The sequence below is a fragment of the Streptomyces sp. TRM70350 genome, from assembly GCF_019219825.1.
Lineage (GTDB): Bacteria > Actinomycetota > Actinomycetes > Streptomycetales > Streptomycetaceae > Streptomyces.
Genome location: NZ_JAHUXH010000007.1, coordinates 17306 through 31340, shown reverse-complemented (window position 1 = coordinate 31340; position 14035 = coordinate 17306). Strand labels below are relative to the sequence as shown.

Here is a 14035-nt window from a genome sequence, read left to right as displayed (position 1 = left end):
GGAAGCTCGGGTCTGCCCCAGGGGAAAGGTCAAGCGGCGAGCTGCCGCTCCACCGCCGACACGACCTGAGCCGCCTCCGGCTCGGTCTGCGGCGAGAACCGGGCGACGACCGTGCCGTCCCGCCCGATCAGGAACTTCTCGAAGTTCCAGCGGATGTCCCCGCTGTGCCCCTCGCCGTCGGCGAAGCCGACCAGCCGCTCGTACAGCGGATGCCTGCCCTCCCCGTTCACCTCGACCTTCTCGGTCATCGGGAAGGTCACGCCGTACGTCGCCGAGCAGAACTCGGCGATCTCCTCGGCGCTGCCTGGCTCCTGCCCGAGGAACTGGTTGCAGGGCACGCCGAGCACGGTGAACCCGCGGTCCGCGTACCGCTCGTGCAGCCGCTCCAGCCCGGCGTACTGCGGGGTCAGCCCGCACTTGGAGGCCACGTTCACGATGAGCACGGCCTGCCCGGCGTACTGCTCGAGGTCGGCGGAGCCACCCTGGAGCGCGTTGATGTCGACGTCGAGGACGGATGCGTGTGCGTCATTGGTCATGGGGCGGATGCTAGTGCCCCGGCATTAGCCCCGGCGGGTGTCGGGAGGGCGTTCAGGAGGGGGCCGCTCGGCCGACCTCAGGAGGACCTCTCCCGCCGCCGTCCGCGAGTACAGCACCGAGCGTCCGGCCCGCCGCCGTTCCACCAGCCCCGCGTCCAGCAGCACCCGCAGGTGCCGTCCGACCGACCCGAGCCGCTGCCCGGTCACGGCGACGACCTGCGTCGTGCTCATCGGCGACTCCAGCAGTACCAGCACCTCGGCCCGCGCACGCCCGAGCAGCGCGCCGAGCCCGGCGGGCACGGGTGGCCGGTTCCGCTCGTCGGCGAGGACGCCCACGCACGGGTAGACGACGGCGTACCGCTCCCGCCGCGGCTCCTCCCACGACACCCACCCGGTCTGCGGGGTGACCGGCACGAAGAGCAGCTCCGCACCCGAGATCTCCCGCGGCGGGTACTCGTGCGGATTGACCTGCAAACGGCTCTCCCCGAGCCACCGCGTCCGCCCCGGCCGCAACGCGTCCAGCACGGCCGCCCAGCCACCCCGGCTCACCTGCGCGGTCCGGGCCACCACATCGGCCTCCAGCACGCGCCGCCGACGGCCCCAGTACGGTCGTACGCCCTCCTCCCAGACGTACTCGGCCAGCCGCGCGGCCCGCTCGGCGAGGTCGTCCCGCTCCAGCGCGGCGGGCAGCGGGCCGCCGAGGGACCTCCGCAGATGCGCGCGGACGGCCTCGGGACGTGCCGCGCGCACCCGCGCGACCGCGTCCGCGACGCTCTCCCCGTCCCGCGGGGTCGGCGTCAGGAAGTCGGCGATCCAGTCCCGGCCGAGCCCGGCGCGGACGAGCAGCGCGGTGACGGGATCGGCCGCGAGCCGGGCCCGGTACCCCGGCAGATGGGCGCGCAGCCAGGCCTGCTCGCCGGGATGGGCGCCGACACCGGCGTGCAGGAGCTTCAGGCTCGCGAAGGTCTCGGCGTAGGGGGAGAGGAGGAAGCGGCTGCGGGCGAGGGTGTCGGCGTTGACCTGCCACCAGCCCATGTTCTTTCCGCACCCCCGGGACCTTTCGCGTGTGCGCGAAACACTAACTCGCCTGCGCGGGGCGGCCGCAGGCTCCCCGCATGCGCAGTTACCGACATCTGTTCCGCACCCCGGAGTTCACCCCTCTCTTCCTCTCCTCCTCGGCCCACATCGCGGGCCAGACGATCGGCGGCCTGGCCCTGGGCACGCTGGTGTACGAGGCGACCGGCTCGCCGCTGCTGTCGGCGGTGAGCATGTTCGGCCCGTCGCTGGCGCAGGTGCTGGGCGCGACGCTGTTGCTGTCGTGGGCGGACGGTCTGCCGCCGAGGAACGCGCTCACGGCCGTCTCGCTGGGCTTCGCGGCGGGTACGGCGCTCCTGGCGCTGCCCGGTCTGCCGGTCTGGGCGGTCCTTGTCGTCGTCCTGGCGCAGGGGCTGGTCGCGTCGCTGGGCGGGGGAGTGCGGTGGGGGCTGCTGACGGAGATCCTGTCCAAGGACGGCTATCTGCTGGGCCGTTCGGTGTTCAACATGATGAGCGGCGCCGTACAGATCGCCGGATACGCGACGGGCGGCGCCCTGCTGGTGGCGATCGGGTCGGCGCGCGTGACGTTGCTGCTGTCGGCGCTGCTGTTCCTGGCGGCGGCCGTCACGGCCCGTCTGGGCCTCACGCCCCGCCCGCCGCGCAGGTCCGCCCGCCCGTCCGTGGCGGCGACCTGGCGCACCAACGCCCTCCTGTGGTCCTGCGCCCAGCGCCGGCGCCTCTACCTCGCCCTGTGGGTCCCCAACGGGCTGATCGTCGGCTGCGAGTCGCTGTATGTGTCGTACGCTCCCCGGGACGCGGGGCTGCTGTTCGCCTGTGCGGCGCTGGGGATGTTCGTCGGGGACGTGACGGTCGGCCGCCTGGTGCCGCCCGCCGCGCGCGCCCGCCTCGGCGTACCGCTGCTGTTGCTGCTGGCCGCGCCGTACCTGCTGTTCTTCGTGCACCCGGCGGTCCCGCTCGCCGCCACCCTCGTCGCCGTGGCCTCCGTCGGCTTCGGGGCGAGCCTGGTCCAGCAGGAGCGCCTGATGGCCCTGGTCCCGGAGGAACTCGGCGGCCACGCCCTGGGGTTGCACTCGGCGGGGATGCTCACGACGCAGGGGGTGAGCGCGGCGCTCGCGGGGACGGTGGCCCAGATCGGCTCCCCGGCGGTGGCGATGACGGCGATGGCGGGGCTGTCGGTGGCGGTGACGGGGTGGCTGGGGTGGCTGGGGTGGCGGACGCGCAGGGGCCGCGCGCCCGCTACGCGGCGTTCTGTCCGAGTCCAGTTCCGGTCAGTCCTTTTGCGGTCACCGTCTTCGCATAAATCGGCCCCCTCACGGCCCCCCATCGATGGCAGTATCTGAGCGCGCAGCCGGAGGTAACTGATTGCCGAAGCGGCAGCAGATCAATAGGGGGAAAACATGTCCGGCATCATTCGCCTGACCGTGATCGCAGCTTTCCTGTCCGCTTTCGTTGTCGAGGGTTCGGGGATGGCCGGCGCCGCCTCGGGACCGGATCTCGCGGAATGGAATGCTCCCGTTCCGCATTGCGCCGCCGACTCCGGCGATGACACGGGATGGGACTGAACGTCCGACGATTCGGCACGACTGGCCATCGGCCGGACGGGGAGCAATTCCTGTCCGGCCGGTCCGACGGTAAACCCGAGAGGGGCGGAATGGCAGCGGAGTCCGTAACGCCGAGGGGAGCCGGGGTACCTGCGCGGGAAACGGACCCCCGGGAGACAATGCGAGCCCTGCCCGGCTTTCTGCAGCACCGGCTGACATTGTTCACCGGTAAACCGATCGAGGGCCAGAAACCGCCCGGGTGGACACCCACCTACCATCTCGTCTCCGCGGTGAGTGCGATGGCGGCCGGCGCGGCCGTGTCCGCCGCCGCCTGGGTGCTGAGCGGCTGGTGGCTGGTGCTGCTGCCGGTCGGCTGGGCGGTCACCCTGCACGGCATGCGCAACCTGCGCATGATGATCTATCACCAGTGTTCGCACCGGAACATGTACCGGCGACGCACGGTGGACCGGGCCCTCGGTCACCTCATCTCCTCGGTCCTGGTGATCCAGAACTTCGAGCGCTACAGCCGGGAGCATGTGGCGGACCACCACGCCGCCCACCACATGACCCTGCGTGATCCCACCGTGCAGGCGTTCCTGATCAGCCTCGGGCTGGCACCGGGGATGTCACGGGAGGAGATGTGGCGAAGAGTCCTGGGCAGGATCTTCTCGCCGCTGTTCCACCTGCAGTTCGCGGTGGCACGGGCCCGGTCCTTCTGGCAGGCCTCGGCAGGCGCCGAGAAGGCGACGGCGACGGTGCTGTACGGGGCACTGACCGGCGTCACCGCGGTCACCGGCACCTGGCCGGCGTTCCTCGTGGTGTGGTGCGTCCCGCTGGTCCCGCTGTTCCAGGTGAGCAACACCCTGCGGCTGTGCGTCAAGCACACCTTCCCGGCGAAGGGCACCGAAGTGCGCCGCGGCCGTGAGTACTTCGCCGGACTGACCAACGCCATCTTCATCGGCGAGGCCGCGCCGACGGGCCGGGGTGCCGTCGCGTGGTGCCGGTGGACCGCCCGGATGCTCCTCGTCCACGCGCCCGCCCGCTATCTGGTGCTGACGGGCGACACCGTCGTGCACGACTACCACCACCGGTACCCGTCCAGCAGGGAGTGGCACGACTATCTGTTCGCCCGGCAGCGCGACCTGGAGTCGGGGCACCGTGGCTGGCCCGGCTACGAGCAGGTGTGGGGCCTCGTGCCCGCCATCAACCGGGTGTTCGACTCGATCGCCGCAGCCGACCCCGAGGAGTACGACGCCGCGCGGATCGCGTCGGTCAGCAAGCGGGAACTCTTCGCCGCCTTCGACGACTGACGGCGAAGGCGGCGCCGGTCGGCCGGAGCAGCCGTCAGGAGCGGATCACCCATGAGGAGCAGCCGTTGTACGCGCACGAGCAGAACCCACAACGCCGGTCGGTCATCCTCGGCGTCGCGGCCAGCGACGCCCACGCCGTGGCCAACCATCTGATCGCCCACACTCTGCGGAGCCTCGGCTTCCATGTCGTCAACCTCGGCACCTGCACGCCGGTGAGCGAGTTCGCCGCCGCCTGCGCCGAGCACCCGCAGGCCGAGGCAGTCATCATCGGCAGCCTCAACGGCCACGCCCAGGAGGACCTGCGCGACCTCCCGGCGGCCAAGGCGTCCGGCGCCATCGCGTGTCCCGTGGTGCTCGGCGGCAACCTCTCCGTGGGCAGCCACAAGGAGGCGGCCTTCCTGGACCGGCTGCGTGCGCTCGGGGTGGACCACATCCTTGAGGACCCCGCCGAACTGCCCGCTCTGCTGGACCGGCTGCACGCCGAGCGGAAGGCCGTCGCCCGGCCGCGCGCGGCATCGTGACCGGCGGCGTGCCGCTGCCGCCGCTTCAGGAGTCGGTCGCCTACATCCGCTCCCTGGGCAAGGAGCCCGCAGCGCAGGTGCTCGGGCGGTACCGGGAGGCGGGGCGGGTCGCCGTGCAGCCCCGCTGCGGAGTGGGCGGCCACGACGCCATGCGTGAGCTGCTGCAGACGCTCGCGGCGCAGGGCGAACCGGACATCCTCACCATCACCATCGACTCGCACACCCGCCTGGGCCGGTTCGACCGGGCACGCCGGCTCGCGCACCTCAGCCCGCGCGAGCTCAACGGCTATCCGCTGGTGGCGCACGGCTGGGCGCGCGGCCGGGAACTCAACGAGGCGGTGGCCGCGCCCCTGCAGATCCGCCACGGATCCCCGGACGCCCGGCTGATGTTCGAGGTGGCCGTGGCCTCCGGCATCACCTCCTTCGAGGGCGGCGGGATCTCGTACAACCTGCCGTACTCCAAGGATGTCGCCCTGGCCGATTCACTCGCGGCCTGGGAGGCGGTGGACCGGCGCTGCGGTGAACTCGCGGAGCTGGGGGTGATCGTCGACCGGGAGCTGTTCGGCACCCTCACCGCCGTGCTCGTGCCGCCCTCCGTGAGCCTTGCCGTCAGCGTTCTGGAGGCGGTGCTGGCGGCGCGTGCGGGGGTGCGGTGCATCTCGGTGGCGTACCCGCAGGGCGGGCACGTCGCCCAGGACGTCGCCGCGCTCCGGGCGATCCCGCTGCTGGCCGCGCGCTATCTGCCCGGCGACATCGACGTCCATGCCGTACTGCACGAGTTCATGGGGGTGTTCCCGCGGGAACGGGACAACGCCGAGGACCTCATTCTGTACGGGGCGCTGGTCGCCCGGCTCGGCGGCGCCTCCAAGCTCCTCACCAAGACGTACCAGGAGGCCTACGGCATCCCGGACGCCGAGGCGAACGCGGCCGGGATCCGGCTCGCGCGGCGCGCCAACTCACCGCTGCTCGGCTTCGTCGCTCCGGACGAGGAGCGCACCGCCCAGGAACTGGAGTGGATCCTGGCCGAGGTGGCGGAGATCGTGGAGCCGGTGCTCGAACGGCCGGACACCAAAGCCGCGGTGGTCGAGGCGTTCGCGGACGGTCGGCTCGACATCCCGTTCAGCGCCAGCAGACACGCCCGCTCGGAGGTGATCCCCCGGCGCGACGCCTCAGGGGCGATCCGTTACCTCTCGGCCGGCCGGCTGCCGCTGTCCGAGCGCACCCTGCGCCGTCACCGCGACCAGGTGCGCTCCGGTGCCGGCGCGGCGCCCGAGATGGGTTCGCTGCTGGCCGAACTCACCGCCGACATCAACTACTTCCCCCTACTGTTCGGGGAGACTGCCCGGAACCCGGACCCCGACGCCCTGGGAGGACCCCGTGAAAGCCGTCCGCGTACACCGGACCGGAGGCCCCGATCAGCTGCTGGTCGAGGAGGTGGAGACGCCCGCGCCTGAGCCCGGACAGGTCCTGGTGCGCAACGAGGCCGTGGGGGTCAACTACATCGACGTGTACTACAGGGACGGCAGCCTCCCCGGCGACCTGCCGTTCGTGCCGGGCCAGGAGGCGGCCGGCACGGTGGTCGCGACCGGGGAGGGCGTGACCGACTTCGCCGTCGGTGACACGGTGGCCTACGCGTCGCACCGGGGTGCCTACGCCCCGACCGTGGCAGTGCCCGCGGGCAAGCTGGTCCCGGTGCCCGGCGGGGTGACGGCCCGCGACGCGGCCGCCGTGCTGCTCCAGGGCCTCGCCGCGCACTACCTGACCCACGACACCCACCCGGTCGGTGCGGGCGAGACGGTCGTCGTCCTGGCCGCGGCGGGCGGCCTCGGCCGGCTCCTGGTGCAACTGGCCGCACACCGCGGGGCGACGGTGATCGCCGTGGTGTCCAGCGCGGAGAAGGAGAAGGTCGCCCTGGAGGCGGGCGCCCGGCACGTCCTGCGCTACGCGGGATTCGGCGACCGTGTCCGCGAACTGACCGAGGGAGCCGGTGCGCAGGCCGTGTACGACTCCGTGGGCGCCGACACCTGGCGGGACAGTCTGCGTGCTCTCGGGCGACGCGGCGTCCTGGTGATGTGCGGGGCGTCCAGCGGGCCGGTACCCGCGCTCGACACCGGGCTGCTGCGCACGGGGGGATCGCTGTACGTGACCCGGCCGACCCTCGGCGACCATGTGCCGGACAGCGAGGCGCTGCGGGCGCGGGCGGCCGAGGTGTTCGCCCTGCTCGCGGCCGGCGCGATGCGGCCGCTGGTCTCCCAGGAGCTGCCGCTCGACGAAGCGGCGCGGGCGCACCGGATGCTGGAGGACCGCTCGACCACCGGGAAACTGCTGCTGATTCCCTGAGCGCGGGTGTGCAGGACATGCGTGTGGCCGCCGGCAACAGCCGGCGGCCACACGCATGTCCTGGCCCATGGTGTCAGTCGGAGGATTGCGCGCCCCCCGTCGAATCCTGGGGGTCCGGTGTGACCAGGCCCTGGGCCGCGGCGAGCGCACCCGCCTGGAAGCGGCTGGTCGCGCCCAGTTCGTCCATGATGCCCGCCATGTAGCGACGGCAGGTCCGGGTCGCCATGCCGAGTTTGCGGGCGATGACGTCGTCCTTCAGACCGGTGGCCATCAGCCGCAGGATGGAGGACTTGATCTCCTCCGAGGTGCTGGCGTACTCGACGTCGGAGGCGTCGTACGGCCGAGCGGAGTCCCACATCTTGTCGTGGATGCGCCACAGGTAGCCGACGGTGGTCTCGTCCGTGACGATCGCGGCTCCCGGGGGCTGGCTGCCCTGCCGCTCCTGCGGCACGAAGGCGACCGAGCGGTCGAAGATGATGAGCCGCTCGTAGACCTCCTCGGCCGTGCGCACCTCGGCCCCCAGCGCGGAGACCTTGCGGACATAGGTGCGGGTGGCCAGGTTGGCTCGCGCGGTGTGCTGATAGAGGATCCGCATCTTCACCCCCCGCTCCAGCATGGCGGTGTCGCGTACCACCGCCTCGTTGAGGGTGCGGGCGTTGCGGCCGCCGCCCGGTTGCACGGTGAACGCCTCGCGGGAGCAGTTGCGGGCGGCCGCGGCGAGTTCGCGCCGCACCTCGGCCGGGTTCTCGATCAGCCGCACGGCCCGGGAGGTCGGGATCGGTTGCTGGTGCTCGCGGTAGAGCGGTGCGAGGGACCGCATCTGACGGTGTATGCGGGCCAGCTGCTGCCGGCGCTCCAGGATGCCGCTCTCCAGCAGGGCGGAGAGCTCGGCCTCGGCCAGGTCCGGGCTGACGGGGACGGGCGGCCCCTCCTGACAGGGGGCCAGGAGACGAAGTTGCTGCAGCACGTCCCTGATGCGTGCCACCTCGTCGGTGCCGCAGGAGAGCCGCTCGGCGATGTCGCCTTCGACGAAGACGCCCTGGCGCACCGCGTGGGTGTACGCGGATCTGCAGGCGTCATCCAATTCTGCCGGTTTTGGTGGGTTTGGTGTCGTCATGCTCCTGTTCCGTCCAAGTCCACTTGTGGACTGGCCATCTTAGGACAGCGCTATGACGCCCGATATTCCTTCTGAAAGCGTCTCACCGATGGCAGGATTGCCTTGGGCCCGGGAAATGTCGTCGAGTAATCCGGAACTGGAAGGAAGACGGCACAGGTATGCGCGAACTCGAAATATCGAACCGACGTATCGCCGACGATACCGAGGCGTATGTCATCGCTGAGATCGGCCACAATCACGAAGGCAGCCTGGAAAAAGCGGAGGAGCTTTTCCGGCAGGCCGCGGCGGCCGGTGCGTCGGCCGCGAAGCTGCAGAAGCGGGACAACAAGGTCCTGTTCACCCGGGAGATGTACCACCAGCCGTATGTGGGCCGGAACAGCTTCGGTGCCACCTACGGCGAACACCGGGAGTTCCTGGAGTTCGGCCGTGACGAGTATGTCCACCTGGCGAAGCTGGCCCGGGAACTCGGCATCGACTTCTTCTCCACGGCTTTCGACATGCCGTCGGTGGACTTCCTGATGGAGATCGATGTCCCGGCGATCAAAATCGCCTCCGCGGACGTGACCAACACCCCGCTCCTCGGCTATGCCGCCAAGACCGGCAAGGCCCTCGTCGTCAGCACCGGCGGAGCCACGATGGACGAGGTGCGGCGGGCGGTCGACACGATCCTGCCGGTCAACGACCGGCTGGCGCTGCTCCAGTGCACCGCGGTCTATCCGGCCGGCCCCGAGGACCTCAACCTGTCGGTGATCGAGACGTACCGGCGGGAGTTCCCGGACGTGGTCATCGGCTTCTCCGGCCACGACCTGGGCAACGAGGCCAGCTGCCTGGCGTACACGGTGGGCGCACGCGTGATCGAGAAGCACTTCACCCTCGACCAGTCCCGTCCCGGCAGCGACCACCACTTCTCCCTGGACCCGCCGCTGCTGGCCGACCTCACCGCGTCCCTGGCCCGCACCCGCCGGACGCTGGGCTCACCGGAGAAGGTGTGCGGCGAGCGCGAGGCGGCGGCCGTGCGCAAGATGGGCAAGAAGCTCGTGGCGGTGCGGGACCTGCCGGCCGGTCACACGGTCACGGCAGAGGACGTCATCGCCAAGTCGCCCGGCGACGGCATGAAGCCGTACCGGCTCGACGAGGTGCTGGGCGCGACCCTGCGCGAGCCCCTGCCGGCGGACGGCGCCTTCGCGCCGGAGCTGCTGGCCAGGGCCGCCACGGGCGTCGGCACCCGACAGGCGGGCTGACCCGTGCTGTCCGGCCTGACCGGCAGCACCGCTGTGGTCACCGGTGTCGGCGGCCGGCTCGGCAGGGTGTGGACCAGGGCGCTCCTGCGCGCGGGCGCGGACGTCTTCGGGCTGGACAGGGTCAAACCCGACGACGTCGCGCTCGCGGAGTTCGGCGAGTGCACGCAGGGCGCGGCCGGTCGGTTCGTCTTCCACTACGGGGACGTGACCGACCGGCCCAGCCTCCAGGACGCGCTGGGCGCCTGCCTGGACCGCCTGGGCCCGCCCGGCGTCCTCGTCAACAACGCGGGCATCGACCAGCCGCCGTCCGCCGACGCGGGCAGCTGGCTCTTCGAGGACATCCCCGAGGAACTCTCGTGCACCGTCCTCGACGTCAACGCGGTGGGGGTGCTGCGGACCTGCCAGGTGTTCGGCACCGAGATGGCCCGGCGGGGCAGCGGATCCGTGATCAACATCGGATCCCTGTACGGCACCGTGGCGCCGGACCCCCGCTTCTACGACCACATCGAGCTGGACCCGCCCTTTCTCAAACCGCCCGCCTACGGCATGTCGAAGGCGGGGGTCGCCGCCCTGACCCGGTATCTGGCCGCCTTCTGGGGGCCGTCCGGGGTCCGGGTGAACACGCTCTCGCCCGGGGGTGTGCTGGGCGGCCAGGACCCGCGGTTCCGGGAGAAGTTCGTCGCCCGGGTCCCGCTGGGGCGCATGGCCACCGAGGACGACCTCGTCGGGCCGCTGCTGTTCCTCGCGTCCGACATGAGCCGGTACGTCACGGGGACCGAACTCCTCGTCGACGGCGGATTCGTGTGCTGGTGACCACCACGACCACGGAGTCAACCACGACCACGGAGTCAACCACGACCACGGAGTCAACCATGACCACCACCCTGCACTGGGTGCCGGCGGCCGAGTTCGCCCGCGTACGGGAGCAGATCCCCGATCCGTACGACCGCTCACGGGCCGTGAGCACCCTCAGCCGCGTCAACACCCTCTACATGATCAAGCGAGCCGGATCGGGACACCTGGGCTCCAGCTTCAGCGCCGCGGACATCGTCACCCATCTGTACCTGCACGAGATGCGGCGGCCCTTCGAGACCGACGGCGACGTCTACTTCTCCTCCAAGGGCCATGACGCTCCGGGCCTGTACGCGGCGCTGATCGGTCTCGGAGCGCTGCCCGAGGACCTCCTGCACGGGCTGCGCCGCATCGACGGGCTGCCCGGACACCCCGATGTGCACACCCCGCACATGCCGTTCAACACCGGCTCGCTGGGCATGGGCATCTCCAAGGCCAAGGGACTCGTCCTCGCCGACCGGCTGGCCGGGCGGGCGCGCCGCGTCTACGTCATGACCGGTGACGGCGAACTCCAGGAGGGCCAGAACTGGGAGGCGCTCGCGGGGGCGGTCCGGCACCGGATGCGGGAACTGACCGTCGTCGTGGACCACAACAAGATCCAGTCCGACACCTGGGTGGCCGATGTCAGCGACCTCGGCGACCTGGAGGCGAAGTTCCGCGCCTTCGGCTGGGGTGCGCTGCGCTGCGACGGCCACGACCCCCTGGAGCTGGAGGCCGCCTTCCGCAAGCGCGCCGAGAGCTTCCCCGACCAGCCGGCCGTCATCATCGCCGACACGGTCAAGGGCGCCGGCTGCGACACGTTCGCGGCCACCACCTCCCTGCGGGACGGCGAGTGGATGTACCGCTACCACAGCGGTGCCCCGTCCGCGGACGACTACCGCTCGGCGTACGCCGAACTCGCCGCCACCGCCGCGGAGATACTGTCCCGGCACGGTCTGGAGCCGCTGCGGGTGGCGCAGGCGGTGCCCGACCCGGTCCCGGCCGCCGCCGTGGCCGCCGAGCGTCTGCCTCAGGTGTACGGCCACGCGCTGGTGGAACTGGCCCGCCGGGACGAGCGGATCGTGGCACTCGACGCGGACCTGGTGCTCGACACCGGACTCATCCCGTTCTCCGAGGAGTTCCCCGACCGGTTCTTCGAATGCGGCATCGCGGAACAGGACATGGTGTCCGCGGCGGGCGGCCTCGCCGCCGGCGGGCGGCTGCCGTTCGTCCACTCCTTCTCCTGCTTCCTGCACTCCCGGCCCAACGAGCAGATCTACAACAACGCCACCGAGGGACGCAGGGCGATCTACACCGGCTCCCTCGCCGGCCTGCTCCCGGCCGCACCGGGCCACTCCCACCAGGCGGTACGCGACGTCAGCGCGCTCGGCGCCGTACCGGGCCTGCTGGTGCTGGAACCGGCCAACGCGTCCGGGGTGCGCGCCGCCGTGGAGTTCTGCGCCACCGCCGAGGAGAGCGTCTACCTGCGGCTCGTCAGCGCGCCCGTACCCAGCGAGGTGGACGCACTCCCGGCGGCACGGCTCCGGGTCGGCCGCGGCCGTGTGGTGCGGGCGGGCGGCCCCACGGTAGCCGTGGGATCCGGCCCCGTCGTCCTCGCGGGACTGCTGCGGGCGGCGGACCTGCTGGCGGCCGACGGCATCGAGGTGACCGTCGTCGAGTTGCCCTGGCTCAACCGCGTCGATCCCGAATGGCTCGCGGACCTCGCGGCCGGGGCCGAGACGCTGACGGTGGTCGAGAACCACTACACGCAGGGCGGGCAGGCCGACACCCTCGCCCGTGCCCTGGTGGAGCTGGGACTCGACGCGGCTCCCCGCTTCCGCGGCATCGGCCTCACCGAGGTGCCGCGCTGCGGCACCGAGGCGGAGGCGCTCGCGGCACACGGCCTGGACGCCCCCGCACTGGCCGAGGCACTCCGCACCGCCGCCGCACCCCACTGACATCCCGAACAGGAGAACCCACCGATGGAAACGGTCTACAACGATCTCGTACGGCCCCCGCAGCAGCTGGTGGACGCCTTTCGCGAGGTCCTGAACGAGTACAGCCCCAGCTGCCTGGTGACGGACGCGCGCCGACGGGTCGGAGCGATCGGCGGCTTCCTCACCGTGAAGCCGGAGCACAAGGTCGTCGGCCCGGCGCTCACCGTCAACCTGTCCATCGACGACCTCGTCGACTGCATGCCGGTACTGGCCCGGGCCCAGCCCGGCGACATCATTGTCGTCGCCTGCCACGGAACCCCGCTCACCGCCATGTGGGGCGGGCTGATGTCCACGCTGTCCCTCAAGGCCGGGATCGGCGCGGGCATCGTCGACGGCGCGGTGCGCGACGTCGACGAGATCCGCGACCTCGACTTCCCGCTGTGGTACCGGTCCACCGTTCCGCGGCCCTCACCCACCGCCGTGCACGACCGCACCGAGCCGGTCCAGGTCAACGTGCCCGTCGTGGTGGGCGGTCAGGTGATCAACCCCGGGGACATCCTTGTCGCCGACGAGAACGGCATCGCCGTGGTTCCGCCCGCGCTCGCCGAGGACGTGCTGGAGGGCACCCGCCTCAACATCGGCAAGGAGCGCACCATCCGGGAGAAGATCTCCTCGGGGGCGACCGTGCTGGAACTGCTCGAAGAGTTCGGGCACCTGTGATGGGCGCCGCCACCCGGCTGTACCTGACCGGTGCGGACGGCATGCTGGGCACCGCCCTCACCGCCGCCCTGGCCGCCGACCCGGTGACCGGCACCTGGCGGACGCACGGCGTCTCGCGCGCCGACTTCGACATCGCGGACGCCGGGGCGGTCACCCGGTCCATCGAGTCCTTCCGCCCCGACGTCGTGGTCCACACCGCCGCACACGCCGTCGTCGACGACTGCGAACGCGACCCCGCGCGGGCGCTGCGCGTCAATGTCGCGGGCGTGCGCAACGTGGCCGAGGCGTGCCGCCGCACCGGCAGCCGGCTGGTGTACCTCTCCAGCGACTACGTCTTCGACGGGACGGCGCCTCCGGAGGGCGGCTACCGGGAGACCGACCTGCCCAGTCCGCTGAGCGTGTACGGGGCGACCAAGCTGGCCGGTGAGCGTATCTGCGCCGTACTGGGCGAGCGGGCGCTGTCCGTGCGCACGTCCTGGCTCTTCGGCGGGGCGGACGAACGGGTGGACGTGGTGCTGGCGGCGCTGCGGCAGGCCGCCGAGGGGCGCCCGGCCGCCCTGGTCGCGGACCAGTACAGCCTGCCGACGTACACCGCCGACCTGGCCCGGGCGCTGGTGTTCCTGCTGACCCGCCCCGAGCCGGTCAGCGGCACCCTCCACGTCGCCAACGCCGGCACGGCCAGTTGGTACGACGTCGGACTGGCCCTGCACGAGCTGCGCCCCGACGTGCCCGAGCCGAAGCCGCTCGCCATGGCGGAGTGCGGCTTCGTCGGCGGCAGGCCGCGCGACTCCTCGCTGTGCACCGAGCGGCTGGCGGGCCTGGGGCTGTCGCTGCCGCACTGGCGGGACGCGCTCCAGCGGTTCTGCGCGCGGCACTGACCAGCCG

At 71.7% G+C, this 14035-nt stretch carries 14 protein-coding genes; 11 read left to right on the top strand and 3 right to left on the bottom strand.

Annotated features, from left to right (window positions below; all coding sequences use genetic code 11):
- Positions 1-29 precede the first annotated feature (29 nt).
- Positions 30-536, bottom strand: coding sequence for a glutathione peroxidase (locus KWI83_RS13370; RefSeq protein WP_218514571.1), 507 nt, complete (start codon positions 534-536; stop codon positions 30-32).
- A 24-nt stretch (positions 537-560) separates the two neighbouring features.
- Positions 561-1571 carry a winged helix-turn-helix domain-containing protein gene (locus KWI83_RS13365; protein WP_218514570.1) on the bottom strand — a complete coding sequence of 337 codons (1011 nt, stop codon included), beginning with the start codon at positions 1569-1571 and terminating at the stop codon, positions 561-563.
- An 80-nt stretch (positions 1572-1651) separates the two neighbouring features.
- On the opposite strand from KWI83_RS13365, the gene KWI83_RS13360 reads away from it, so the two are divergent.
- The 6 genes from KWI83_RS13360 (at position 1652) to KWI83_RS13335 (ending at position 7304) form a co-directional block, all read left to right on the top strand.
- Positions 1652-2932 carry an MFS transporter gene (locus KWI83_RS13360; RefSeq protein WP_256362214.1) on the top strand — a complete coding sequence of 427 codons (1281 nt, stop codon included), beginning with the start codon at positions 1652-1654 and terminating at the stop codon, positions 2930-2932.
- Between the two features lie 57 nt (positions 2933-2989).
- Positions 2990-3154 (top strand): hypothetical protein, encoded by a 165-nt coding sequence (locus KWI83_RS13355; RefSeq protein WP_218514569.1) that lies wholly within the window; start codon positions 2990-2992, stop codon positions 3152-3154.
- Positions 3155-3432: 278 nt separating this feature from the next.
- Positions 3433-4443 carry a fatty acid desaturase gene (locus KWI83_RS13350; protein ID WP_256362242.1) on the top strand — a complete coding sequence of 337 codons (1011 nt, stop codon included), beginning with the start codon at positions 3433-3435 and terminating at the stop codon, positions 4441-4443.
- Between the two features lie 65 nt (positions 4444-4508).
- The gene (locus KWI83_RS13345; protein WP_256362213.1) at positions 4509-4964 is read left to right on the top strand and encodes a cobalamin-dependent protein; all 456 of its coding nucleotides are present in this window, start codon (positions 4509-4511) and stop codon (positions 4962-4964) included.
- Between the two features lie 8 nt (positions 4965-4972).
- Positions 4973-6418 carry a methylaspartate mutase gene (locus tag KWI83_RS13340; protein WP_308122047.1) on the top strand — a complete coding sequence of 482 codons (1446 nt, stop codon included), beginning with the start codon at positions 4973-4975 and terminating at the stop codon, positions 6416-6418.
- Positions 6399-7304: a quinone oxidoreductase gene (locus KWI83_RS13335; protein WP_308122046.1), complete on the top strand. Its 906-nt coding sequence runs from the start codon at positions 6399-6401 to the stop codon at positions 7302-7304. The genes KWI83_RS13340 and KWI83_RS13335 overlap by 20 nt, the downstream gene beginning before the upstream one ends.
- 73 nt (positions 7305-7377) lie before the next feature.
- Here KWI83_RS13335 and KWI83_RS39970 read toward each other — a convergent pair whose 3' ends face one another.
- Positions 7378-8352 (bottom strand): LuxR C-terminal-related transcriptional regulator, encoded by a 975-nt coding sequence (locus KWI83_RS39970; protein WP_218514566.1) that lies wholly within the window; start codon positions 8350-8352, stop codon positions 7378-7380.
- 227 nt (positions 8353-8579) lie between these two features.
- Here KWI83_RS39970 and KWI83_RS13325 point away from each other — a divergent pair, with 227 nt between their 5' ends.
- Genes KWI83_RS13325 through rfbD form a run of 5 tightly spaced genes read left to right on the top strand, consistent with a single transcriptional unit; the run spans position 8580 to position 14028 of the window.
- The gene (locus KWI83_RS13325; RefSeq protein ID WP_218514565.1) at positions 8580-9662 is read left to right on the top strand and encodes an N-acetylneuraminate synthase family protein; all 1083 of its coding nucleotides are present in this window, start codon (positions 8580-8582) and stop codon (positions 9660-9662) included.
- 3 nt (positions 9663-9665) lie between these two features.
- Entirely contained in the window at positions 9666-10475 is an 810-nt protein-coding gene (locus tag KWI83_RS13320; protein WP_218514564.1) for an SDR family oxidoreductase, read from the top strand.
- Positions 10476-10534: 59 nt separating this feature from the next.
- Positions 10535-12451: a transketolase C-terminal domain-containing protein gene (locus tag KWI83_RS13315; RefSeq protein ID WP_218514563.1), complete on the top strand. Its 1917-nt coding sequence runs from the start codon at positions 10535-10537 to the stop codon at positions 12449-12451.
- Positions 12452-12475: 24 nt separating this feature from the next.
- On the top strand, positions 12476-13150 hold the full coding sequence (locus KWI83_RS13310) for an RraA family protein (RefSeq protein ID WP_218514562.1): 675 nt from the start codon (positions 12476-12478) through the stop codon (positions 13148-13150).
- The gene (gene rfbD, locus KWI83_RS13305; protein WP_218514561.1) at positions 13150-14028 is read left to right on the top strand and encodes a dTDP-4-dehydrorhamnose reductase; all 879 of its coding nucleotides are present in this window, start codon (positions 13150-13152) and stop codon (positions 14026-14028) included. Before KWI83_RS13310 ends, rfbD begins: the two co-directional genes overlap by 1 nt.
- Positions 14029-14035 lie beyond the last annotated feature (7 nt).